25 protein-coding genes are annotated in these 24,876 nt (G+C 29.5%); 17 read left to right on the plus strand and 8 right to left on the minus strand.

The window, feature by feature from the left end:
- Positions 1 to 37: 37 nt before the first annotated feature.
- The 7 genes from E2O22_RS03750 to E2O22_RS03780 are packed head-to-tail and all read left to right on the plus strand — an operon-like array spanning position 38 to position 5,882.
- Positions 38 to 382 (plus strand): c-type cytochrome, encoded by a 345-nt coding sequence (locus tag E2O22_RS03750; protein ID WP_133319287.1) that lies wholly within the window; start codon positions 38 to 40, stop codon positions 380 to 382.
- Positions 379 to 1,656, plus strand: coding sequence for a glutamate-1-semialdehyde 2,1-aminomutase (gene hemL, locus E2O22_RS03755; protein ID WP_133319288.1), 1,278 nt, complete (start codon positions 379 to 381; stop codon positions 1,654 to 1,656). Before E2O22_RS03750 ends, hemL begins: the two co-directional genes overlap by 4 nt.
- Positions 1,653 to 1,931 (plus strand): AtpZ/AtpI family protein, encoded by a 279-nt coding sequence (locus E2O22_RS03760; protein ID WP_039641170.1) that lies wholly within the window; start codon positions 1,653 to 1,655, stop codon positions 1,929 to 1,931. Before hemL ends, E2O22_RS03760 begins: the two co-directional genes overlap by 4 nt.
- Positions 1,915 to 2,400, plus strand: a complete 486-nt coding sequence (locus E2O22_RS03765) for a hypothetical protein (RefSeq protein ID WP_133319289.1) — start codon at positions 1,915 to 1,917, stop codon at positions 2,398 to 2,400. Before E2O22_RS03760 ends, E2O22_RS03765 begins: the two co-directional genes overlap by 17 nt.
- Positions 2,394 to 3,590: an MFS transporter gene (locus E2O22_RS03770; RefSeq protein WP_133319290.1), complete on the plus strand. Its 1,197-nt coding sequence runs from the start codon at positions 2,394 to 2,396 to the stop codon at positions 3,588 to 3,590. The genes E2O22_RS03765 and E2O22_RS03770 overlap by 7 nt, the downstream gene beginning before the upstream one ends.
- Complete coding sequence (locus tag E2O22_RS03775; protein ID WP_133319291.1) at positions 3,580 to 5,589, plus strand: flagellar hook-length control protein FliK; 2,010 nt, start codon at positions 3,580 to 3,582, stop codon at positions 5,587 to 5,589. Before E2O22_RS03770 ends, E2O22_RS03775 begins: the two co-directional genes overlap by 11 nt.
- 2 nt (positions 5,590 to 5,591) lie before the next feature.
- Positions 5,592 to 5,882 (plus strand): FlhB-like flagellar biosynthesis protein, encoded by a 291-nt coding sequence (locus E2O22_RS03780; protein WP_133319292.1) that lies wholly within the window; start codon positions 5,592 to 5,594, stop codon positions 5,880 to 5,882.
- Here E2O22_RS03780 and E2O22_RS03785 read toward each other — a convergent pair.
- Together E2O22_RS03785 and E2O22_RS03790 are read right to left on the minus strand one after the other, a co-directional pair.
- A complete protein-coding gene (locus E2O22_RS03785) occupies positions 5,857 to 6,666 on the minus strand; it encodes a phosphatidylserine decarboxylase (protein ID WP_133319293.1) in 810 nt (269 codons plus the stop codon). The two genes, E2O22_RS03780 and E2O22_RS03785, sit on opposite strands and share 26 nt — an antisense overlap.
- Positions 6,667 to 7,797: a metallophosphoesterase gene (locus E2O22_RS03790; RefSeq protein ID WP_133319294.1), complete on the minus strand. Its 1,131-nt coding sequence runs from the start codon at positions 7,795 to 7,797 to the stop codon at positions 6,667 to 6,669.
- A gap of 70 nt (positions 7,798 to 7,867) precedes the next feature.
- Here E2O22_RS03790 and abc-f point away from each other — a divergent pair, with 70 nt between their 5' ends.
- The 8 genes from abc-f to E2O22_RS03830 all read left to right on the plus strand — a co-directional run bounded on the left by abc-f (position 7,868) and on the right by E2O22_RS03830 (position 17,096).
- Entirely contained in the window at positions 7,868 to 9,805 is a 1,938-nt protein-coding gene (abc-f, locus tag E2O22_RS03795) for a ribosomal protection-like ABC-F family protein (protein ID WP_133319295.1), read from the plus strand.
- 131 nt (positions 9,806 to 9,936) lie between these two features.
- A complete protein-coding gene (locus tag E2O22_RS03800; RefSeq protein WP_133319296.1) occupies positions 9,937 to 12,246 on the plus strand; it encodes an autotransporter outer membrane beta-barrel domain-containing protein in 2,310 nt (769 codons plus the stop codon).
- 101 nt (positions 12,247 to 12,347) lie between these two features.
- Positions 12,348 to 13,535, plus strand: coding sequence for a M48 family metallopeptidase (locus E2O22_RS03805; RefSeq protein ID WP_133319297.1), 1,188 nt, complete (start codon positions 12,348 to 12,350; stop codon positions 13,533 to 13,535).
- On the plus strand, positions 13,535 to 14,335 hold the full coding sequence (locus tag E2O22_RS03810; RefSeq protein ID WP_165955269.1) for a HemK/PrmC family methyltransferase: 801 nt from the start codon (positions 13,535 to 13,537) through the stop codon (positions 14,333 to 14,335). Before E2O22_RS03805 ends, E2O22_RS03810 begins: the two co-directional genes overlap by 1 nt.
- Before the next feature lie 30 nt (positions 14,336 to 14,365).
- Positions 14,366 to 14,833, plus strand: a complete 468-nt coding sequence (locus E2O22_RS03815) for a DUF4149 domain-containing protein (protein WP_133319299.1) — start codon at positions 14,366 to 14,368, stop codon at positions 14,831 to 14,833.
- A gap of 33 nt (positions 14,834 to 14,866) precedes the next feature.
- Positions 14,867 to 15,616: a flagellin gene (locus E2O22_RS03820; protein WP_133319300.1), complete on the plus strand. Its 750-nt coding sequence runs from the start codon at positions 14,867 to 14,869 to the stop codon at positions 15,614 to 15,616.
- A 38-nt stretch (positions 15,617 to 15,654) separates the two neighbouring features.
- Complete coding sequence (gene cmoB / locus E2O22_RS03825) at positions 15,655 to 16,530, plus strand: tRNA 5-methoxyuridine(34)/uridine 5-oxyacetic acid(34) synthase CmoB (RefSeq protein WP_133319301.1); 876 nt, start codon at positions 15,655 to 15,657, stop codon at positions 16,528 to 16,530.
- 2 nt (positions 16,531 to 16,532) lie between these two features.
- Positions 16,533 to 17,096, plus strand: a complete 564-nt coding sequence (locus tag E2O22_RS03830; protein ID WP_133319302.1) for a hypothetical protein — start codon at positions 16,533 to 16,535, stop codon at positions 17,094 to 17,096.
- Here E2O22_RS03830 and E2O22_RS03835 read toward each other — a convergent pair.
- Together E2O22_RS03835 and E2O22_RS03840 are read right to left on the minus strand one after the other, a co-directional pair.
- Positions 17,076 to 17,261 carry a hypothetical protein gene (locus E2O22_RS03835; RefSeq protein WP_133319303.1) on the minus strand — a complete coding sequence of 62 codons (186 nt, stop codon included), beginning with the start codon at positions 17,259 to 17,261 and terminating at the stop codon, positions 17,076 to 17,078. The two genes, E2O22_RS03830 and E2O22_RS03835, sit on opposite strands and share 21 nt — an antisense overlap.
- Positions 17,262 to 17,269: 8 nt before the next feature.
- Positions 17,270 to 17,794, minus strand: a complete 525-nt coding sequence (locus tag E2O22_RS03840) for a thermonuclease family protein (protein ID WP_133319304.1) — start codon at positions 17,792 to 17,794, stop codon at positions 17,270 to 17,272.
- Positions 17,795 to 17,847: 53 nt separating this feature from the next.
- On the opposite strand from E2O22_RS03840, the gene E2O22_RS03845 reads away from it, so the two are divergent.
- Both E2O22_RS03845 and E2O22_RS03850 read left to right on the plus strand, forming a co-directional pair.
- Complete coding sequence (locus E2O22_RS03845) at positions 17,848 to 19,116, plus strand: M20/M25/M40 family metallo-hydrolase (RefSeq protein WP_133319305.1); 1,269 nt, start codon at positions 17,848 to 17,850, stop codon at positions 19,114 to 19,116.
- Between the two features lie 134 nt (positions 19,117 to 19,250).
- Entirely contained in the window at positions 19,251 to 20,645 is a 1,395-nt protein-coding gene (locus E2O22_RS03850; RefSeq protein ID WP_133319306.1) for an anaerobic C4-dicarboxylate transporter, read from the plus strand.
- A gap of 36 nt (positions 20,646 to 20,681) precedes the next feature.
- On the opposite strand, the gene E2O22_RS03855 is transcribed toward E2O22_RS03850, so the two are convergent.
- The 4 genes from E2O22_RS03855 to E2O22_RS03870 form a co-directional block, all read right to left on the minus strand.
- Positions 20,682 to 22,538, minus strand: a complete 1,857-nt coding sequence (locus tag E2O22_RS03855; protein WP_207920998.1) for an aryl-sulfate sulfotransferase — start codon at positions 22,536 to 22,538, stop codon at positions 20,682 to 20,684.
- 21 nt (positions 22,539 to 22,559) lie between these two features.
- Positions 22,560 to 23,297 carry a protein-disulfide oxidoreductase DsbI gene (gene dsbI / locus E2O22_RS03860; RefSeq protein WP_133319307.1) on the minus strand — a complete coding sequence of 246 codons (738 nt, stop codon included), beginning with the start codon at positions 23,295 to 23,297 and terminating at the stop codon, positions 22,560 to 22,562.
- Between the two features lie 13 nt (positions 23,298 to 23,310).
- Complete coding sequence (locus E2O22_RS03865) at positions 23,311 to 23,973, minus strand: thiol:disulfide interchange protein DsbA/DsbL (RefSeq protein ID WP_133319308.1); 663 nt, start codon at positions 23,971 to 23,973, stop codon at positions 23,311 to 23,313.
- Between the two features lie 196 nt (positions 23,974 to 24,169).
- Entirely contained in the window at positions 24,170 to 24,820 is a 651-nt protein-coding gene (locus E2O22_RS03870; protein ID WP_133319309.1) for a thiol:disulfide interchange protein DsbA/DsbL, read from the minus strand.
- Positions 24,821 to 24,876: the final 56 nt, after the last annotated feature.

Genomic DNA, 24,876 nt, shown 5'->3' on the forward strand with positions numbered 1-24,876 from the left:
ATCATAACAAAACTTCTTTTTTTGTTAAAGGCAATGAATGAAAATTGTATTATTTTTATTTTTTATAATTTATGGTGCTTGGGCTGAAGATTTTATCTCTCCTAAAGAATACCAAGAGTCCCTTTACAAAAATCCAAGAGGCATAAGTTGTGCTAAATGTCATGGCGATGGAGGTCAACAAATACTAGGTTATTACACTAAAAATGGAGAAAAAATTCCTTTTATTGTGCCAAGTATTAAAAACATTCCTTATACGCGTTTTAGAAAAATTCTAAATCAACCTCAAGAGGCAAAAAGCATTATGCCAACTTACTCGCTAACAGAAGATGAAATAAAATCACTTTATGATTATATTACTAGCAATAAAAGGAGTAAAAAATGAAAAACAATAAAAAAGCCTTTGAGGAAGCTTGTGAGCATATAGCAGGTGGGGTAGATTCCCCAGTGCGTGCTTTTGCAAGTGTAGGTAGCAATCCTTTATTTATCAAACAAGGCAAAGGTGCTTATATTAGCGATATAGAAGAAAATACTTATATAGATTATGTGCAAAGTTGGGGACCTTTACTTTTTGGACATTGTGATGAGGATATTGAAAAAGCTTGTAAAAAAGCATTAGAGCATGGCTCGAGCTTTGGTGCGCCAACTTTAGCTGAAACTAAATTGGCCAAATTTATCTTAAAAGATTGGCCACATTTGGATAAAATCCGTTTTGTAAGTAGTGGCACTGAAGCTACTATGAGTGCTATTCGTCTTGCAAGAGGATTTAGTAAAAAAGATAAAATCATCAAATTTGAAGGATGTTATCATGGGCATTCTGATTCTTTATTGGTAAGTGCTGGAAGCGGTGCAGCTACTTTTAACACCCCAAGCTCACTAGGAGTTTTAACCGATGTAGCTAAAAATACTCTAGTAGCCGTTTATAATGATATTGATAGTGTTAAAAACTTAATCAATAATGATGATAATATAGCTTGTATCATCATAGAGCCAATTGCAGGAAATATGGGTTTAGTACCTGCTAAAATAGAATTTTTACAAGAGCTAAGAAAACTATGTGATGAGTATCAAATTCTTTTAATTTTTGATGAAGTTATGAGTGGCTTTAGAGCTTCATATCTTGGCTCTTTTGGGATTAATAATATAAAAGCTGATATAGTAACTTTTGGTAAGGTTATAGGCGGAGGTATTCCTGCAGCTGCTTTTGCTGCAAGAGCTGAAATCATGGATTTATTAAGTCCTTTGGGCGGGGTATATCAAGCAGGAACACTAAGTGGCAATCCTCTTGCTATGGCTGCAGGTTATGCGAGCTTAAAAAAAGCAAGAAATTATGAAGGCTTATATGAAAAATTAGAAAAACTAGGCAAAAGACTTACCCAAGGCTTTAAAGAAGCTGCAAATGATTGCAAAATTCCTTTGCAAGTTAATTGCGTTGGTTCTATGTTTGGATTTTTCTTTTGTGAAAACCCTGTTAATAATTATCAAGACGCTTTAAAATCAGATACTAAATTATTTGCCAAATTTCATGCGCAGATGCTAAGCAAAGGTGTATATTTAGCACCATCTCAATTTGAAACAGGTTTTATATGTGAATGTATGGATAAAAAAATCATTGATAAAACTATACAAGCAGCACAAGAAAGTTTTAAAGCATTATGAATAAAAGACAAAAAATCATTCGCAAAGGTATAGAAGCTGCAGATGGATTAAGCCTTGGTATATCCATGGTTGTGGCTGTTTTAATCGGAGTTGGTATAGGCTATTTTTTAAAAAACTTAACCGGTATTGTTTGGCTTTTTTGGGTAGGAGTGTTTATAGGGGTAGCTGCGGCGATTTTAAATGTTTACAAAGCCTATAAAGCACAAGTAAAAAGTTACGAAGAATTTAAAGAAGAAAATCGCTATAAAGATTTAAAAAATGATCCTAAAGCCTAAAATTTTATTAAAACTCTTGCTAGGATTAAATTTACTTTTCTTAGCAGGAGTTTTTTTTTACAAAGAATTAAGCTTTAAAACCTTTATAAGCTTTGAATTTGGCTTTTTAGCTCAAAATTTAATCATTCTAATATCTTTTTTAAATTATAAAAATTTTATTTTTAAAGCAGCTAAAAATTATGATTTTACGCAAAGACCTTTACAAATTTTTGCTAAAAAACAATATTCTTTGCCAAAAATTATAAAATTTATCTATATAGATGACGATTTAAAACCAAAATTTAAAAGTATTTTTAAAAACGCGTTAGCTTTTTTTTCTTTATTTAAAATTTTTGCTTATGTGTTTTTAATAGCAGGATTTTTATTTTTAGAGTTTCAAGGTTTAATGAGTATTTTTGCCTTGTTTTGTGCAATGTTTGTCACACCCATAGCGGTATTAATATATAATTTTTTAATAAGAAAATGTTAAGCTCAAAAAGAACGATTAGATCACTAACAGCATTATTTCTTGGTATGATTTTTGTTTTCATAGGAAGTGCTTTAACAGTAAATTCCATAGCTATTATTTTAAAGCATAATAATGTTAGTAATTTTTATATAGGCGTAATAGGAAGTTGTTATTTTCTTGGTGCTATGGTAAGTACAATTAGTGCCCATAGAATAGTTTCTAAAGTAGGACATATAAGATCATTTGGAATTTTTGCTATTATTTTTGGTATAGCCACCATGCTTCATAGTTTAAATTCTAATCTTTATTTTTGGATGTTTTTAAGATTTTTGCTAGGTTTTTGCTATTATGCGCTTTTAATGGTAATAGAATCATGGCTTAATGAAAAAGCAAAAAACACTATTCGCTCAAGAGTGATAGCCTTTTATGAGGTTGTATTTTACTCATCATCAGGTTTTGGAATTTTACTTATGTCTTTTGACTTTCCAAGTAATACAGTATTTATTTTAAGCGCTAGTTTTATTATGTTTGCTTCCATTCCTTTATTTTTAATCCGCATTAAAGAGCCTATTTTGCCACAAAAAACAAAAATTTCCATTCCTAAGGTTTTTGATATAGTGCCTTTAGCCTTAGTAACAAGTTTTATAGCGGGCATGCTTTTAAATGGCTTTTTTTCCATGGCTTCTTTATTTGTACTTATACAAGGATTTGGCGCAAAAGAAGCTTCTATTTTTATTTTCTCTACTATGGTAGGTGGCTTTATTTCGCAACTTTATATCGGAACTCTTTCTGACAAAATTAGCAGAAAATTTGCCATTATATTGTGTGCTTTTATTGCTTTAAGCGCTATGCTTTGCATACTACTTTTAGAATATAATATTTATCTAAAATACTTTTTTGGATTTTTGCTAGGCATGGGTATGTGTTGTTTATACGCTCTTTCTTTAGCAAGAGCAAATGATATGCTTGATAATCCTAGCAAAAGAGTTGAACTTGGCAGAGCAGTTCTTTTTACCTATTCTTTTGGTGCTTTATTCGCGCCTGCAGTTTTGGGAACTTTGATGTATTATTTTCAAGCTTATGGCTTTATGTATTTTTATATAGTTTTATTAAGTATTTTGATACTATTTGCCATAGATAAACCAAAATTTAAAAAACTTACCAAATTTAAAAGAAAACCTGGTAATATGGTAATGCTAGATGATAACTAATATCTCTAATAATCAAAATCAGTTTGCAAAAAATGAAACAAATAAAGAAAATAAAAGTGAAAAATCAGACAAAAAAACCTCTCTCAATGATGTGTTAAAAAATCCTTTATTTTCCAAAAGCGATTCTGAAGTTAAATTACCCAAAGATTATGTTAGCAAAATTGATCAAAAACTACAAGAATTACTTAATAAACTTTTAGATCAAATCAAAACCAATAAAGATCCTGATTTGGCAGTATTAAAAAATCATAAAGATTTAAATTTTGCACCTAATTTTGCCAATGAAGTAAAAAAACTCCAAGTAGAGCTTTCAAAAAATCCTGAATTTGAAAAACTGCTTAAAATTTTAGAAGATTTAGTCAAGCCTGCTAAAGATATTAATAATAAAAATCTTTCATCTTTAGTGAAAAATTCAGGCATATTTTTAGAAGCAAAACTCAATCATTCTTTAAAAGAACAAAATTTACCACAGAGTTTTTTTAATCTTTTAAGTACTATAAAAGGCGCTACAAGTGAAAATTTAAAACACGATATAAGTAATTTAGATCTTAAAAATCTTGATACTACAAGCACCTTAAAAGAGCTTATTCACATCTTACAAAATCACAAAAAAGATAATAAAATTTCTTTGGAAAATACAAACTACAAAACACTTTTTAAGCTATTTGATAAAATAGAAAATTTTAAAAATTATATCAATAAAAACCCAAGTTCTATTAGTCAAGAAAAACTCCAAAATATTGCGGATAATTTTATCAAAAATCTTAATAAAAATTTAACACTTATCAACAAAGAACTAGCTAAACCCGAAAACATAAAAATTCAAAACACTCATATACTAAAAGAGCTTAGCCAAAATATAAAAGATTTTATAATACTTTTAAAAGATATAAAAAATCACAAAAACAAAACCGAAACAACGCAAGAAAATTTAAATAAAACTCCACACACTAAAGACATCAAAGAAGAGTTAAAAGAAGAAATAAAAACTCCACAAAAAAGCACAGAGGATAAAAAAGAAACTCAACAAAAACAAGAAAGCATAGCAAAAGATAAAGAAATTCAAAACACAAAAGAAGAAAAAATACCACAAAGTAAAGATATCAAAGAAAATCCCAAAGAAGAGCCAAAAACACCACAAAAAAATACTGAAGATTTAAGTAAAAATGATAATAAAAGTCAAAATTTACAAACAAATAATACTAAGTTAGAGGATATATTTAAAAGCACTTCAGGCAAAATTTTACTAGAAGATATTTTCAAACAAAATGTAAGCAAAAATCTTAATTTTAGCCAAAATTTACAAGAAGAGCTTTTAAACAATCTAAACAAAGAACTAGGCTTAATAGGAAGAAAACTCAATGAAGTTTTAAAAGCTTTAGATCCTAAAAATTATGAGGCAAAAAATTCTTTAGATGATATAAAAAATATAGAAAAAAAATTAGAACTTTCTATAAAAGATCTTGGAAAAATCACCCAAAAAGATAGCACAGAAATTTCTTCAGAATTACAAAAAGATATTAAATCCACTCTTTTGCAAGTTTCTAATCTAGCCAAAAATTTAGACAATGAAAGCATACTAAATCAAGCAAATCGTCTTATAGCTCAGCTTGAATTTAACCAACTTTTATCTTTAGCCAATAATAGCATTCATACTTTTTTACCTTTTTTTTGGGATGATTTAGAAAAATCTAATGTAGTTTTTAAGCGCGGTAAAAAAGATAAATTTTATGCACAAATTAATCTTGAATTTGAAAAATTAGGAAAAATCAATGTATTTTTATCTCTAAGTAATGATAAATACATCGATATAAATATGATGATAGAAAATGCTAATTTTAGAAAAAAACTTTATGAAAGAGCACATGAACTAAAAAAAGCCTTAGTTAAAGTAGGACTTCTAAGCTCTAATTTTTTCATCAGCGATATAATTAAAAGTAAATTTCACAATCAAGAAGAATATAATGACTTTAATATGGGTTTTGACACAAGGGCTTAAAAATGGCTAAAAAAACAAAAAAAGCCGTTGCGCTAGGCTATAACAAAGAAGAACAAAATGCACCAAAAATCCTAGCTAATGCCAAAGGTGAAAACGCTGCTAAAATCATCTCTTTAGCCAAAGAAAATGGCATACCCATAAAAGAAGACAAAGACTTAGTAGAAGTGCTTAGCAAACTTGATCTAGGCGATGAAATCCCACCTAATATGTATAAAGCAGTGGCTGAAATTTTTGCCTTTTTATATAAAGTTGCTAATGAAGATGAGACTAAGCAAAGTCCGCAATCTTCTTAGAAAATTCAACTTGCTCATAAGCATTTTTACTAAATTTTAAAAACCCTTTTTGAGCGATTAAAACTATAGTTGAACCTAGTTCAAAATTTCCAAGTCTTTGGCCTTTTTTTACAAAAAGATCTTCATAGGTATGAGTAAAATCAAAATTTGCAGCATTAGTTTGTATGCTAGCATCAAAGCTAAAGTGCATTTTACCGACATTTAGTGCACCCACAAATACCATCCAAAGTATAAATTTTCCTTCCACTAAGCACTTTAAAACTACTCTTTCGTTTTTAGTATAAAGGTTTATAATCTTAGCTAACTTTGCCTCACTCACACTAAATAAGGCCCCGCTCATATAAGTAGCACTTAAAATTTGCATATTACAAGGTGCATGATAATGATGATAATCTTTTGGAGACAAATAAATATTTGCATAATCTATGCCACTTTCTAATTCTTCTTTACTAGCTGAGTTTTTTAAAAGCTCTTCTATACTATAACTTGAACCTTTAACGCTAAAGGCTAAATTTTCTTTTAAATCATTTTGAAAGCTACTTCCAAGTTCTAAAATTTTACCATCACTTGGACTTATAAAGCCATCTTCTAATTCTCGCTCATTTAATAAAGTTCTTGTAAATAAAGCATTTAAACTCTCATATTCTTCTAAAGGTTTGAATTCACTCATATTGATATTAAAAGCATTTACATAAGCTTTATTAATATTTTTTTGTATAATTTTTGGAAATTTATATTTTGCTATGATTCCAAACATTTTTGAAGCACTATTGCTAAATCCCACTCATTCTCCTTTTAATCTAATCAAAGCTATCTCACTAGGGGCTAAAAATCTCACAGCAGGCCCCCAAAATCCAGCTCCACTACTTACATAAAGCAAGCTATCTTTGCTTAATTTATAAAGTCCATACACAAAGCCCTGCTCTAAATATACTAGCAAAGAAAAAGGGAAAATTTGTCCTGCATGTGTATGTCCTGATAAAATCAAATCAAACCCACTTATATCATAAGTTTTTACATACTTTGGTTGATGAGTGATTAAAATATTAACCTTTTCTTGATTGATTTGAGTTTTGATTTTTTCTATATTGCTTTCTTTAAAACCCAAACGCTTGGCAGCCAAATCCAAAGTCCCACTTAAAGTAAAATCCCCAAAATCAATACTTTCATCTTCTAAAACTTTGAAATTTTTAAGCGTTTTAAGCTTTTTGCTTATTGCATTTATATCATTATAATACTCATGATTTCCATAAACAAAATAAGTACCATATTTTGATTTAAAATTTTCTAATAAATTAATATAAGGCATACTAGCAATATCTGCATCGATTAAATCCCCAGCTATAATGACCATATCAGCATTTAAAATATTAACTTCATCGATTAAGGTTTTTAAAAAATCTTCTCCTAAATTTTTTCCCAAATGCACATCAGAAAGTAAAACTATATTTAAATCTTCTTTTAAATTTTTAACTTTAATATCTACCTCATTAACCTTAGGTGTGCTAATAGCATTTACAAAACCTTTAAATACCATACTAACGCTAAGTATAATAAGCCAAGAATCAAAAATTAATTTTAAAAACTTTCTTCTTTGGACATTGAAAATTTGCTCTTTTTTATTTTCATTAAAAAAAACCCAAGAGCCAATTTCAAAAATCACTCCAAAAAGCAAGAAAAAACAAGTAACAGTAGGAAAAATAGCTAAAATATAATAAAACTTTTCATGTAAAAAGTCCCCGCGCATATTTATAAAAAAGATTAATTCACATGCAAAAACTATTAAAACAAAAGCCAATATAAACTTTTTATAAGGTTTTAAAAAATCAACCCTACTTAAAAATCTTTTATAAATATACCAATTTGCCAAAGCAAAAAATAAAACTAATAAAGTAAAAAAAACAAATGCTCTCATGGCGTAATTTTATTTAAGCAAAATTAATACTTTTTAAAGTAAAATCGTAAAAAACATTTGGGAAAGAAATTTGGCTTTAATAGATTTAATCGACGCAAATAAGAAATTTAATACAAAAATAGTTTTAGAAAATGCAAATTTTAGCGCAAATTTAGGAGAAAAAATCGCCATTATAGGCAAAAATGGCGAAGGAAAATCAAGCTTTTTAAAAGCCCTTATGGGAACTTTAAAACTAGATAGCGGTAGAGTAATTAAACAAAATAACACTAGTATAGGTATGCTAAGCCAACAAGTAAGCTTTGAAAGCACCTTAAGCGTAAGCGAAGTCATCAAAAAAGAACTTGAAGAAATTTATCAAGCCTTGAAAGAATTTGAAAGCTATAATGAAAAACTAGCTTTTGATCCTGAAAATAAAGAATATTTAAAAAAAATAGATGAATTAAGTTTATTTATAGATTCAAAAGACGCATGGAATTTAGACCAAAAAATACAAAGAATATTAGAAGAATTTAAACTATTAGAATACAAAGACAGAACACTTTGCTCTTTAAGTGGGGGCGAAATAAGACGCGTAGGGCTTTGCACACTTTTGCTAAAAAATCCTGATATATTATTGCTTGATGAGCCAACTAATCATCTAGATGTATATATGAATAACTTTTTAGAAGAAAGGTTAAAAACCTCTAAAATGTGTGTTATTTTCATCTCTCATGATAGGTATTTTATCGATGCTATAGCGCAAAAATGCGTAGAAATAGAAGCGGGAAAATTAAGCATTTTTGAGGGTGGATATACGCAATATCTAGAAAAAAAAGCAGCTATTTTAGCTTCCTTAGCTAAAAGCCATGAAACCTTGCTTAAGCAATTAAAAAGTGAGGAAGAATGGCTAAGAAGAGGAGTCAAAGCTAGGCTTAAACGCAACGAAGGACGCAAAGAACGCATTTTTAAAATGCGTGAAGAAGCTAAGAAAAACCCAGGAGCTATCAAACGCTTACAACTTGAAATCAAAAGAGCAAATAAAAATTTTAACCAAACTCAAAGCCAAAACCGCAAAAAAATGCTTTTTGAACTTAAAAATATCTCAAAGTCTATTACCAACAAGACACTTTTTAAAGACTTTAATGCACGAATTTTACAAGGTGAACGCATAGCCATAGTAGGTAAAAATGGCTGTGGGAAATCTACTTTCTTAAAGATTTTACTTGATCAAATTCCGCTTGATAGCGGAGAGATTAAAAGAGGTGAAGTTAAAATAGGCTATTTTGATCAAAGCAGAAGTTTATTAAATACTGATAAAAAACTTTTAGAAATTTTTTGCCCAAATGGTGGCGATCACATTCAAGTGCGTGGTAAAAATATGCATGTTTATGGGTATTTAAAACAATTTTTATTTCCAAAAGAATTTTTAGAACAAAGTGTGAGTGTGTTAAGTGGGGGCGAGAAAAACAGAGTTGCTCTAGCCTTGCTTTTTACCAAAAAATATGATGTATTAATCTTAGATGAACCAACAAATGATTTAGACATAGCTACGATTAATATCTTAGAAGAATACTTACTTTCTTTTGAAGGTGCGATTTTGCTTGTCTCACATGATAGATATTTTGTTGATAAAATAGCAACTAAACTTTATGCTTTTGAAGATAATGCAAATATTAATATAGAAGTTCTTTCTTATAGTGAATATTTAGAAAATGAAAAAGAATACAAAGACTTTGAAGAATTTTCTAAAAGCTTAGAAACAAACACCACCGCAAGTATAAAAACAAAAGAAAAATCGAGTAAAAAACTAAGCTATAAAGAAAATGAAATTTTAAACTCATATCCTGATAAAATTCATAAATTAGAAGAAGAAATAAAAAAAATAAAAAATGCTCTAAGTAATCCTACAATCTATCAAGAGCTAGGTATAAATACCCTTTATGAAAAGCTAAATTCATTAGAAAGTGAACTTAGTATTTTAGAAGAAGCTTATTTTGAGGTTTTAGAAAAAAGTGAGGATAATTTATAATAATTTTTTATTATTTTATTTACTCTATTTAACAGTCGTAAATTTTATTTGTTTTTAATTGACTTTTTTTGCTATTGTTGTTATAATGTTTTTTCAATAAAATTATAATTTTATTAAGGAGTTTCAGAACAATGAAAAAGTTGAATAGAAAAATTTTTCTTTCCGCTTGTGTTGCTACTTTTGTAGCTAGTTCAGCTATGGCTATAGAGCCATCCAATCCTAGGCCAGGTGTTATTGACGACTTTCAATTAACTCACCTAGGAAATGGTGAATATCAATTTGTCTCATCTAAAAATCCACAAGGTGAAATTTTCCATATAACAACAGACATAGGCGATAATGACATAGGAGAAGGTGCTGTATTAGAAACACCTATTAAACATTTGACAATCAATACTCCTAATGCTACCATTGAGGTAGGTGGAGAAAGAGGTTCTCATTATGGCTCAATAGGTGGTATAAAACCTCATTATTCTTTCGCTATAAAAGCTAAAGAAGTAAATTTCATAGGCAAAAAAAATCCAGATAATATAGTGATAGCAAACCCAGATCCTGGTTTTGGCTTTCCAGGAGTTCCTGGCTTAGGAGCTCAAGGTGGCAATAAAGTAGATGATGGATTTGGTGCTATGTTTGATCCAGATACAGGTATAAATAGCGGCGCCTTAACCGACAGAAATCCATGGGGACCAACTTGGATTCAAGACTCAAGAGAAAATGTTTCTCTAAATGTTTTCCATGATGGCTTAATTGATGGTAATGTTAATATGGATCATGCGAACTTTAAAATCATAGCAGGTGATTTTAATGGTATTAACTATAATGGTGCTTTAACTATCAATGGAGACCTTTTTGCTCATGATTCATTATTTACTCTACATGGACCACATCAATTTACAGTAAATGGTAATGCAGTAATTAGAAATTCTGTGTTTGAGCTTGCAAACTTTAGTAACCCTGTAACAGAAAAAGGCGTTTACTTAATGAGTGCTACAAACTTCAACAAAGAATTTGCAGAAGTAAATACCGTTAGAAATGTATTATTAATTCCAGAAGGAAAACTTTTAGGTCTTAAAGGTCATGCACTAGCAGAATACGAAGGTGAAGTTGTAAAAGTAATCGTAGATCAAGATAAAAAATACTTCAATTATAGACTTAATGTAATTGGAAATGATGCTTATGCTCAAGGTGGCTTAACAAATAATATTAAAAATATTAGCATTAGTAAGCTTCTAAAAGAAATGAGAATAGAAGTTCTAACTCAATTACATGATTATTACGCTCAAAAAGCTTTTGAACAAAACCAAAACAATCCTGGTATTGATCCTAAAGAAGTTAATTATGATAAAATTCTATCCGATATTAAAAAAGAAATGGATAATATAAGCAATAACAAAAAAGTTATTACTTATGGGCACAAAATTGATTCAGTTTTAGCATCTTTAAAAAATTCTGATAGACATTTAGCAGCTAACTCGGCTTTAGTTAACGCTATCAAAGGCGATGTAAGACAAGCTCAAGCAATAGTTGATTCAGCTAGAGAAAGCGCAAACAATTCTAACCGCCAAGGTGCTATTCAAGTTATTAACTTGGCTAACGAGATGGCTATTGCTACTAGAATGGCACAATCAAGAAGCACTGGTGAAAATAGCGTATGGGCTAATGCATTTGGTGGTGCAAATATAATTGGTAGCGAAAGCGAAGGCGTATATGGAACTACTATAGGTATTGATAGACAATTTAGCGATGCTATTTTCTTTGGCGCATATTTAACTTATGCTGATTCACAATTAAATCATAATTCTTTAAATCAAGACTCTAATAATTTACAACTAGGTCTTTACTCAAGAATTACAAATGGTCAACATGAATTTGATATTAAATCTTATGCACAATTTAGCTTTGCAGATCAAGAAAGATTTGTAAATGGCTCAGTGCAAAAGTCTGATTTTACACAAACCTACTTAGGTGCAAGTGGTAACTATGGTTATGTATTTGATTTTAGTGATAGCTTTTCAATCAAACCTTTAATTGGACTAAATCTTTATTATAGCCACACTCCAGATTATACAGAAAATGGTCTTTGGGCTCAAAAAGTTTACTCAATGGATAGTTTTGCAGCGAGTGCTGAAATTGGAGCAGAATTTAGAAAATTCTTTGATGGTGGTAGCTATTTCTATGTAACTCCAAAAATCGAACAATTTTTTGCTATGAGTGGGGATGATTTTAAAGGTCGTTTTACAGGAAGTGATTTTAGCTACAATGTAGCTGGTGCTGAAAAAGATAAAACTTTCGGTAAAATCCTTATCGGAAGCAATATTAGCGTTACAGATAGATTTTCTATTGATCTAAGTGTAGGCGCTAAACAAATCTTAGGCAATAAAGATGATAACACTGATGAAACTTACCTAACTGGTAATATTGGCGTTAAATACTCATTCTAATTGACATAAACAAGAATTCTTCTTATACAGCATAGGTAATTTACCTATGCTTATTTACTTTCTTATTGCATACTTTCACAAAAAAATTACATGGAAAAACTATGACTTTGATAACTATTTTATGTATTTATACAGCTTTTTTGGTTTTTATATCTTATGTGCAAATTTCTTTTTTAAAAAAAGAAAGAGAAAAACAAGCAATTATTTTAAATGAACAAGATTATAAAAATGCTGCAAATATCGCCATAGAAAATGAAAAATACAAAATCTTTTCTAATCTTTATAATCTGATGATTAACATTTCTTGGATTAGCTTTGGCTTTTTGTATTTAAAAGAAATTTTTATAAAAGAAAATTCTACCTTAGAAAATACTTTATTTTTGCTTGCATTTTTATTGATTATTAGTATTTTAAATTTACCACTTAGTTATTATGAAAGCTTTGTAAAAGATAAAAAACACGGCTTTTCAAATATGACTTTAGCACTTTTTGTTAAAGACAGCATTAAATCTTTAGCTCTAATGCTTGTTTTTGGCTTTTTAATCATCTATGCCTTAGTATTTTGCTTTGAATTTTTTAACACATACTGGTGGGTAGTGGCTTTTGCTCTAAGCTTTATAATTATACTTATTATAAATCTCATCTACCCTACACTTATTGCACCTATGTTTAACAAAATGAAAAAACTTGAAGATGAAAATTTATTAGAAAAAATCACTAATTTAATGCAAAAATGTGGCTTTAGTGCAAATGGTGTTTATGTTATCGATGCAAGCAAAAGAGATAAAAGATTAAATGCTTATTTTGGTGGCTTATTTAAAAGCAAAAGAGTAGTACTTTTTGATACACTTTTAAATGCTTTAAAAGAAAAAGAACTCATTGCTGTTTTGGGTCATGAGCTAGGACATTTTGTGCATAAAGATTTGCTAAAAATGTTATTTGCTAGTGCTTTGATGCTTTTTGCTTTATTTTTCATCTTTGCACATTTACCAAGCTTTTTTTATATTGAAAGTCATTTAGATGGAGTGAATGCTGGAGTTTTTGCACTTTTATTGATTTTTGGAAATATTTTTACTTTTATTATTTCTCCACTGCTTAATAAAATGAGTCAAAAAAATGAATTTAATGCTGACTTACACGGAGCAAAACTAAGCTCTAAAGAAGATATGAAAAATGCTCTCATAGCTTTAGCAAAAGAAAACAAAGCCTTTATTAAAACAAGTAAAATTTATACTTTCTTTCATCTAAGTCATCCTTGTATTTATGATAGAATCAAAGCTTTGCAATGATTTCAATCAAACAAGCTTTAAAGCAAGCTTACGCAAAAGATCCTACTCACAAAGAATATATACTTTTTATTCTTTGTGAGCTTTTGCAAAAAGATAAAGCTTGGATTTTTTTAAATCCTGAATTTCAAATCAATGAGAAAGTTTTTTTAGAATATATAGATAGATTTTTAAATGGTGAGCCTTTTGAGTATTTATTTCAAAAAACACAATTTTATGGTTTTGATTTTTTTACTAAAAAAGGGGTTTTGATACCGCGTTTTGATAGTGAAATATTACTTGAAAGATGTTTAGAAATTTTAGATCATAACTCTTTTAAAAATATACTTGAAATTGGCTTTGGAAGTGGAATTTTAAGTATTTGCTTAGCAAAGTTAAAACAAATTTTTATACAAGCTTGCGATATTAATCCAAAAGCATTAGAGCTTGCTAAAAAAAATGCAGATTTTCATAATGTTTCAAATTTAATCAATTTTCAACTTTGTGATTTTAAAAATATACAAGGAAATTTTGACTTTATTTTTTCTAATCCTCCTTACATAAAAAATGACTATCCTTTAGATAAATGGGTTCAAAACGAACCACACAATGCTTTGTTTGGTGGAGATAAAGGTTGGGAAATTTTACATGAAATTATTCTTTTTGCCAAAAATCACAACACAAAAGTCTTAGCATGTGAGTTTGGCTATGATCAAAAAACAATTTTAAATAAAATTTTAAAAGAAAATGATTTTAAAGCTACTTTTTATCAAGATTATAATGGATTTGATAGAGCCTTTGTTGCATGGAATTTAAAAAATTAGACTATAATTATCTTTATTATAGGAGAAAATATGAAATCAATATATTTATTTTTACTAGCAAGCTTAATTGGGATTGAAATTAGCATAGGTGTATTTTTAGCTCCGACTATATTTTATCCTGCTAAATTCATAGGTGAAGGGGTTTTAACTCATTTTCAAAGTGGGCTTTTAATGACACACATTTTTGTACAATTTGGCTATGTTTTGTTAGGTGTGAGTGTTTTGTCTATTTTAATAGAAATTTTTTCATTTAAAGACAAAAATTTAACTTTTAAAATAAATTTTTCAAAATTTATGCTTTCTTTGATCATTTTGGCACTAAGTTTGCTTTTTGTATTTTACTTCACTGCTTATGTTTTAGAAGCACAAAGTTTAGGAGAAGAAGCAACTAAAACTCAAGAATTTATAAAAATTCATGGTGCAAGTGAAGTTGTGATGAAAATTATCATGTTATCACAAGTAATTTTGTTTTTCTTAAATTTTAAAACAAAAAAATGATATAATAAAATAAGTCTTTAAAAGGAGTCAAAGATGAAAATAGGCGATATAGGAACAACTCAACAAAATCACTACTTAAATCAAGCTCAAAAAAGCCAAGAAAAAGCTTTAGAAAACATAGCTGCAATCCGTGCTATAGATGGGAGCGATGGAGCAAATTTAGCCATAGCTGATTCTTTAAGAAGTCAATATAGCACTATAGATCAAGGTATTTTAAATGCCTATGATTCCATAGGAGTTTTACAAATTGCTGATTCAACTTTAAATAACATTTCAGCTACCGCAGATAAACTTAATGAACTTTCAGTGCGCTCAAACAATGCTGCTTTAAATGACAGACAAAAAAGTATGCTAAATTCTGAAGCAAACAAACTTGTAACTTCAATCAATGATGCTTTTTCTAATGCGACTTTTAATGGAAAAAATGTATTTCAGAGTATGGATTTTGTTGTTGGTACTGGGGTTGAAAGTATTAATTTAAATCAACCAAGCACAGCAAATTTAAGCCTTGAAAATCAAGACGGAATTCGTGATTTTCAAGATCAAGTAGGTTCTTTACGCGCAGATATTGGTGCTGGAATTAACGCTATCCATTCTAATATCAACTCATCTTTGCAAACTAGTATTAACACTAAAGAAGCTGAAAGCAAATTACAAAATAATGACTTAGCTCAAAATATCAATGATTTTAATGCAAATTACCTAAAAGAAAATGCATTTTTATTTGCAAATGCTCATTCAAATGTAATGTTACAAACTAAACTAGCAAGCCTACTTCAATAATAAAAACTCCCAAATAAGGGAGTTTTTCAAGGAAAAATATGCAAAATAATGCTTTATTTAAGCAAGTTTTAAAACATCCTTTATATGAAAAAATCCAAAAACTTAGTAAAAAAATTCAAAATTCAAATTACCTTATAAATGAAAGTTTTGATATTTTTTGTGATAAAAGTTTAGATGATGAGATCAAGAATATCACTTTAGAATTAAAACCTTGGCGTAAAGGACCTTTTAAAATTAATGATTTATTTATAGATACAGAATGGCAAAGTTTTATCAAATTTAATATTTTAAAGCCTTATATGCAAGAAATAAATGGCAAAATAGTAGCAGATATTGGCTGCAATAATGGTTATTATATGTTTAAAATGCTTGAATTTAATCCTTCAAAGCTCATAGGTTTTGATCCTTCTATTAAGTATTATTTGCAATTTTTACTTTTAAACTCCATTGCAAAAACTCCTATACAATATGAGCTTTTAGGCGTAGCTGATGTACCAAATTATGGCATAAAATTTGATGTGATTTTTTGTCTTGGAGTGATTTATCATCGTAGTGATCCCATAGCCATGCTAAAACAACTCAAACAATCTTTAAATAAAGACGGCATAGTCTTTTTAGACACTATGTATATAGAAGATGAAAGAGAAATAGCACTTATTCCTCAAAAAACTTACTCAAAAATACCAAATATTTTTTTCATTCCGTCGATATTAGGTTTAAGAAATTGGTGTTATAGAGCTGGATTTAGTGAATTTGAAGTTATAACAACTAAACAAACCGATCTTTTAGAACAAAGAAAAACACAATGGATTGATTCTTATTCTTTAGATCAATTTTTAGATAAAAATGATTCAAATTTAACTTGCGAAGGCTATGAAGCACCAAAAAGAGTTTATGTTAAATTAAAGGTGTAAAAATGGCAAGAACAGTAAGTGCTGTTACCATAGAAGAATTAATAGATCCAGAAGAGTTAAATCGTATCAAATCAGAACTTATCACTTGTCCAGGGATAAACAATACTTTAGCAGGAAGTATTTCTCATATAGAAAAAAATTTCGCCAAAGGTATTTTAATCACAACCCATGATATGGCAGTAGATGAACTAGGATTAGTGCATAGTGGCTTTGTATTTAATGCAGCAAATTACATAGCACAAGCTGCAATTAATAAAGAATTTAGCGTCTTAATAGGCTCAAGAAGCTTTTTCTATGCTCCTTTAAAAGTGGGAGATATTTTAAATCTTGAAGCAAGTGCTTTATTTAGCGATGACTCAAGAAAGAGAGAGGTTAAAGTAGCTGGTTTTGTAAATGAGATTAAAATTTTTGACGCATCCTTTCAAGTTATTACTACAGATGATCATATATTTAAACTTAAACAAAATCAAGCCGCTACAAATAATAATCAAAATCAGCAAGAAACAACTAAACAAGAATCAATGCAAGAAGAACTTAATGCAGTCTTAAAAGGAATCGGGGGTTAAAGGTAAATCCACCCAATTCTTTGGACATTCTTTATGATAAGTCCCACTTGCATCATAATATTCCTTACAATCATCGTAAAATCGATTTGAGATCCCTCTTTCATTGACAAAACAACCACTAAAAAATAATACTAAAAATCCAAACAATAATATTTTTTTAAACATCTTATATCCTATTTTAATCTTATTTGTTTACGCCATTTATAAGGCTCTATAGGATTTTCACTTTCCCATAATCCTTTTTTATTTATCTTGGCATAATTTTGCTCATTTATATATAAATCACTATAATGCTCATACGCCCAAGCAAAACCATTTTTAACCATAACTTGATTAATATCTTTATCATTTAAATATACAATGGCTAAAATTCTACCATATTTATCCTCATCTTTTACATTTAAAACTACTTCTTTATTTAATACAATAGCTTTTAGAAATTGCGTAGCCATCTTTCCATAAGCTTGATCACTCTCAGGCGCATCTATACCAAAAAGTCTGATTTTAAGCTTTTCATTTTCGAATTTAGCCTCAATAGTATCTCCATCTACTACACGACTTACTTTAGCATTGATATATGAACCACTATCATAGTTTAAAACATAAGCAAAAGCAACTAAAAAAAGTGCGATTAAAAATTTCTTCGGATCTTTTAATAAGTTTATAAATAATTTAATTTGTTTCCTAGAAAATTTCATTTAAACCTCATCTATATAAAAATATGCCATAATTACAATAAAAAGGAGAATTTATGCAAGAAATTATACAAAATTTTAAACAAATTGCTCAAATACCTCATTGTAGTTTCAAAACCGAAGAATTGAAAAATTTTCTCATTGATTTTGCTAAAAGTCAAAATTGCCAAGTAAGCGTTGATGAAGCAGGTAATATCCACGCACACAAAGGAAATCCTAAAATTTGTTTACAAAGTCATTATGATATGGTTTGCATGGGAGAAGCTCCAAATATACAAATATATGAAGAAAACGGATATTTAAAGGCTAAAAATTCAAGCTTAGGTGCAGATAATGGCATAGGAGTATCACTAATGATGCAAGCTTTAAAAGATTTTGAAAATATAGAATGTCTTTTTACTAATGATGAAGAAGTTGGACTTTGTGGAGCAAACAATCTCACCCATACTTTGATCTCAAGCAAGCTTTTAAATTTAGACCACGAAAGCGATGATGAAGTTGTTATAGGTTGTGCTGGTGGGGTAGATATTTTTGCTAGTTTAAACTTAGAAATAGATGAAAAAGAAGAAGATTGTTATGAGATAGAAGCAATTGATTTTAAAGGTGGGCACTCGGGAATTGATATTGTTAAAAACATTAAATCTTCTATTAAAGAAGTGAGCTATTTTATCACTCAAAATCAAGGGGAACTTTGCGAATTTAAAGCAGGTGAAAGAATAAATTCTATACCAAAACATGCTAAAGTTATAGCATTTTTTAAAAATCCTCCAAAAGAAAATGATCATTTTAAAGTAAATTATATAGGTAAAATCAAAAGAACATATTATAAAAATTCTCAAGTTATTTTAAATCTCATTAATGCTTTTGCACAAGGAGTTAGAACTTTTAATCATCAATTAAATTTAGTTCAAACAAGTATCAATCTTTCATTAGCTTATGAAAAAGATAGCAAATTTCATTTTGAGCTTTTTGCAAGATCTAATGATTTACAAGAACTTAAAAACATAGAATTTGAAACCTTAACTTATTTTAAGATGCAAAACTGCGAAGTTTCAAGTGCAAATTTTTATCCACCGTGGGCTAATAAAGATACTAAATTTGGAGAAGAAATTCTAAGTTATTTTAAAAAAGAAAACCCAAACGCCAAGCTTTACACTATACATGCTGGTTTAGAATGTGGTATTATAAGTGAAAAACAACCTTTAGAATGTTGCTCAATAGGACCAAATATCCATAGCCCTCACTCAACAGATGAAAAATGTGAAATAGCTTCTATTGAAAAAATCAGTAAAATTCTTTATGTAATCTTAAAATATTATCAATAAATATAAAATAACTAATATTTTGATAAATAAATTCAAAATATTGGTAAATATTTATTTAAATAATAAAAAATTTTATTTACTATTAATAAAACTTGGATTATACTCTCACATATTTCAAAAAATAAGGAGAGAGTATGGAAATACTAACTAGCCTTAGCGAAGGTGTTCAATTTAGTATTCAACTAATTGTTGTTCTTATTTGTCTTTTTTATGGGGCAAAAAAAGGCGGTATCGCTCTAGGCTTATTAGGCGGTATAGGTTTATTAGTTTTAAGTTTTGGTTTTGCTGTAGCACCTGGAAAACCTTCTATTGATGTTATGCTTACCATTTTAGCTGTTGTTGTTGCTAGTGCAACTTTACAAGCTAGTGGTGGTTTGGATGTAATGTTGCAAATTGCAGAAAAAGTTCTAAGAAAAAATCCTAAATTCTTAACTATTTTGGCACCATTTGTAACTTGCATTCTTACCATGCTTTGTGGAACTGGGCATGTTGTCTATACTATGATGCCTATTATTTATGACATTGCTATTAAAAATGGTATTCGCCCAGAAAGACCAATGGCTGCTTCTAGTATTTCTTCACAACTTGGTATTATCGCAAGTCCTGTTTCAGTTGCAGTTGTAAGCTTAACAGCCCTACTTTTAAATCCAGAAATTAATAAACATCCTTTAGCAGGATTTGATGGCTATGTAGATTTACTTGCTATTACTATACCTTCTACCTTAGTAGGTGTTTTGGCTATAGGAATTTTTTCTTGGTTTAGGGGAAAAGATCTTGATAAAGATGAGGATTTTCAAGCTAAGATTAAAAATCCAGAACAAAGAGAATATATCTATGGCGATAGTAAAACTCTTCTTGGACAAAAACTTCCAACTATCCAATGGGTAGCTATGTGGATTTTCCTAGGTGCTATTGCTATAGTAGCTATACTTGGAGCTTTTCCAGAGCTTAGACCGCAATTTACCTCAAAAGGCGTTACCAAGCCTATGAATATGGTAGCAACTATTCAAATGTTTATGCTTTTAGCAGGTGCAGCGCTAATCATTTTTACCAAACTTGATGCAAGCAAAATTGCAAAAAATGAAATTTTTAAATCCGGTATGATAGCCTTAGTAGCTGTTTTTGGAATTTCTTGGATGGCAGATACAATGTTTGCAGTGCATACTCCTATGATGAAAGAATCTTTAGGTAATATCGTTATAGAACATCCTTGGACTTATGCTATTATGCTTTTACTTATTTCTAAATTTGTTAATTCTCAAGCAGCAGCAATTGCAGCTTTTGTGCCACTTGCACTAGGAATTGGTGTTGAACCAGGTATTATCATTGCTTTTGCAGCAGCTTGCTATGGATACTACATTTTACCAACTTATCCAAGCGATCTTGCAACTATACAATTTGATAGATCAGGTACTACAAAAATAGGTAAATTTGTTATCAATCATAGCTTTATCTTACCAGGATTAATTGGTGTGATTGTTTCTTGTATAGTAGGTTATTTTTTAGCTTTAGGAGCAGGATATTTATAAAAAAATTAAAAGGGCTTTAAAAAAGCCCTTTTTTTCTTATTTAAATGCTTTTTCTAAATCAATAGGCATAGCTTGATAACCAGTACTTGCTCCGCTAAAGCGAATTTGTACTGAAGGTTCTTTAGCTCCCCATTTAAATTCATCTATTTCAGGTTTTGGCTCACCTACAGCAGCACCCTTGCTTAAGTCAAATGACATTCTAGCAGTAGCACTATAAACCATGATGGAATTTTTATCTTTATGGTATTCTGCTAAAGAAGTGACAGGTGAAAACCATTCATTGCCTCTTTGCTTTCCATACTCCCAAATTTGTTCTACGGTTTTATTTTTTTGATCTATTTTATACACAACTGCTCTTGAGTATTTCATTGAAGCAAAAGCAGGTTGCTCTATACCTCTTGCATCGCCATTATCAAAAGCTGTGATATAAATATATCTTTTGTCAGATTTTTCATCTATTCTAAAAGCAGTATGCTGTGTCCATGTAAAATCAAAACCACCTTCTTCGTTTTCATATCCTGGACATTTACTATACTCATCTTCACAAACTATCTTTTTGCCATTTTTATCAACAGGTTGTAAAAGTGTTTTTTTGTATTTTTCTCCCCAGCCTTTGTGTGCTCCTAGTATCCATTTTACTTTTTTATCGCGTCCTATTTTTATAATAGCACTTTGATGACGACTTGAAATAATAATACTATCATCACTTGGATCATAATCTACGCTATTTACATGAGCCCAGTTACGCCCTACTCCAGTACCTGCTATATCACCAAAAGAATCACTTGCATCCATTTTAGCTAAATCCTCATCACTTAAAGTAACCCCTGCTTTACTCGCATCAATATTTAAACAAACAGCACCTTGATCTAATGCTTTGATTACATTTGCTCTATATGGATCTAAAATTTCAAACAATCTCCACTCATCTACTACATTACCATTTTTATCAACTTCTACTATCACATCGCGCACTGAACGCACATTTTTACCATCAGGACGCTTAACATTGGCAGAAGCCACCCTTAAAAGATAATTTCCATTTTGCATATTATCCATAGAATGAGAAAAATCTATATAAGAAGAAGGTAAAAGACGATTGAAAATTTCTCTACCCATTAAATCATATTTAACATATCTTTGTCCAAAACCCCAAGTTAAAGCCCCATCAGTATTTTGCCTAAATCCCATCATAATACCACGGTTGTAAATATTATTCCAATCCATTAATTTATCATTGTCAAAATACCAACGAATTTCACCTTTTGTATCAATGATAAATGCATTTGAATTCTCATCCCATTCCATTGCACCACCTGTTGGGTTATTCCAAACAGATTGAGAGCCTTTTCCACTTTGTTTCCCTGGAGCATTATTAACCAAATACAACCTATCTTCAAAACCTTTATCTACTTTAATCACTTCTACTTTTTCAAAAGGCACACCTCTTTGCATAATACTTCCACTTGGCTCTATATTAACTCCACCAGTTGCTATTTTATATACCTCATCTACTACTTTTTCACTCTTTCCAAAAGCAGTTTTGGTATAACTTACTTTTACTGTATTAAAATATGATGGATAAAGTCCAAAAACAGGAATTCCCCCATAAGTTTTAATTTTACTAGGGCTAACCTTATAAGATATAGTTTGCCCATTTGGTTTTGGAATTATAGTTACGCTTACATCACTTAGTTTATATCCACCATCCATAATTACAGCACTAAGCGGAGATAGACCATAAGGATTCATCTTTACTGCGCCAATTTTGCCTTGAATTTCCCAATCAATTTTAGCACCACTAGGTCCACCCATAGCCAAAGAAACACTAGGCACTACCATAACAACACTACCAGCAAGCAAAATACTACTTACAATTTTACTAATCTTCATTTTTTCTCCTTTTTTATATTATTAAGCTATTTGCACACTTGGCTCACCTAAAATTTTTAGCAAAACTACTAATATTAAAACAATCAAAGCATAAAATTTAGCCTTAGAATGTGAAAATGTATAAGAAACAAACATGCTTCCTAAAATCACCAAACAAACAACAAAAGCCAACAAACAACAAATCGCCATATTCATAAATTCCATACTAGGAATCAAATACCAACCATTACTATACAAACCATCTTCAAAATTTGGAGGATTTCCAACAAAAAATTTCTGAAAAGCATTTAAACTACCATAAACATCTTCAGGCACTATAGGTGTATCCATACCACACTCACCTGTTGGTAAAAACCATCCTAGTGCCCATTCATGCAATGGTAAATTAAAAGGATATATAGGAATTTCTCTACACCCATCAACACCAGCAAAAGGATTTTCTGAATGTACTACCTCATGGATATGATTAAGAGTAATACAATACTCTATACCAAGCCATATACCCCAAAATACAAAAGTATAAGCAAAAATTTTTAGATAATCATTTTTAGGATCTATCAAGGCTAAAATACCACCAAAAGCCATAGTTAACATAGCAAATCTTATATAAACACACTGCTCACAAGGCTCCATATAAAGGTATTCTTGAAACAAAAAGTGTGCTATAAAAGTTAAGCCTACCATAGCTATAACCATTATCAACCAAGGAACTCTTGTATTTTGCCAAGTGGTGATTTTACTAATAGGACAAGAACTCATAAAATACCTCAAATCACATCTTGCTTAATTCTTCTGTTATTTCTATTAAAGCTTGTGGAGATGTGATAGCTTGTGGTATGATTTGGTATTTACCATTTACCACAAATGCAGGTGTACCATAGTTTTTAGAGATATCATTAGCATTTTCATAAGATTTTAAAATTTCACTAGCCTCAGGAGTTTTTAAAAAGTTATCTAAATCTTCTTTGCTTGCTGAAATTGCTTTTAATCCTACTTCATAAAACGCTTCAGGATTGGCTCCATTTCCCCATCTTTGTTTTTTCTTAAAATAAGCATTAAAATATGCTTCAGAAGCTTTATGAGTTAAACTATTTTTATCGCTTTGACTTACTTTATTTTGCTCATCTTTAAAAGCAGCAAAAGCAAAAATTTCATTAGCTTGCTTACCATAATCACCCATAGAGCTAACAGGATAAAATTTATAAGTTAATTGTGGTAATTTTTCTTTGACTTTTGACATGGTATTAAACTTATGATGATCATAACAATGTGTGCAACGATAAGAAAATACTTCTATTAAAGAATTTTGAGCATTTGGGATAGGTGTTTTTAAAACCACATACTCTTTACCCTCACTAAGTGCATTTGCACTCACACCAAGAACAAAAGCAACTGCCGCCATTGCTTTTGACAAATTATTTAAGTTGAATTTCATTTTATTTCTCCTATTTGTATTTTATATATAATAAATATTTGCAATTTATTATAAACATGCTTAAGTTATATTAATATAACTTAAATATTAATTAAACAATAAGAAAAAATTTCAAAATGAAAATATAATTATTAAAAAAATAAAAAATAATAATACTTTATCACAAAAATTACAAAAAGTAATGCTTAAAAAAGCATTACTTGGTAGAAAGTTCTTTAACTATACGGATTAGTTCTTCTAAAGAAGTGATATACTCAGGATTGATTTGATATTTGCCATTTACTACAAAAGCAGGCGTGCCATAATTTCTTGAAATTTCATTAGCTACATCATAAGCAACTAAAAGCTCTTTGGCTTCTTTAGTTTGTAAAAATTTTTGCAATTCTTCTTTACTAGCACCAATGGCATTTAAACCTATTTTATAAAACAAATCAAGATTATTTAAATTTAATTTTTTTTCAAAATGACTTACAAAATACACATCAGCAAGCTTATAAGTAAGACTTTTTTCACTAGTAACATCTAAACCTAAAGCTTTTTCTTTAAAAGAAGCTAAAGCAAACATCTCATTTAAAGCACCACCGTACTCGAGCATAGAACTTACCGAGAAAAGATCATATTTTAAATTTGGTAAAGCTTGTTTAACTTTTGCTAGAGTGTGAAATTGATGATGATTATAGCAATGAATACAACGATAAGAAAATACCTCTATTAGAGAATTTTGTGCATTTGGAATAGGTGTTTTTAAAGTAATATACTCTTTACCCTCACTAAGTGCATTTGCACTCACACTAAAAACAAAAGCCATAATAGCTAGCAATTTAAACATTTTTTGCAAAACTTGCATGATTTTCCTTTTTTCAATGATATAAAATACAATTTTAACATAAGATATAAAATCAA

The sequence above is a fragment of the Campylobacter lari genome, from assembly GCF_004357905.1.
GTDB lineage: Bacteria > Campylobacterota > Campylobacteria > Campylobacterales > Campylobacteraceae > Campylobacter_D > Campylobacter_D lari_D.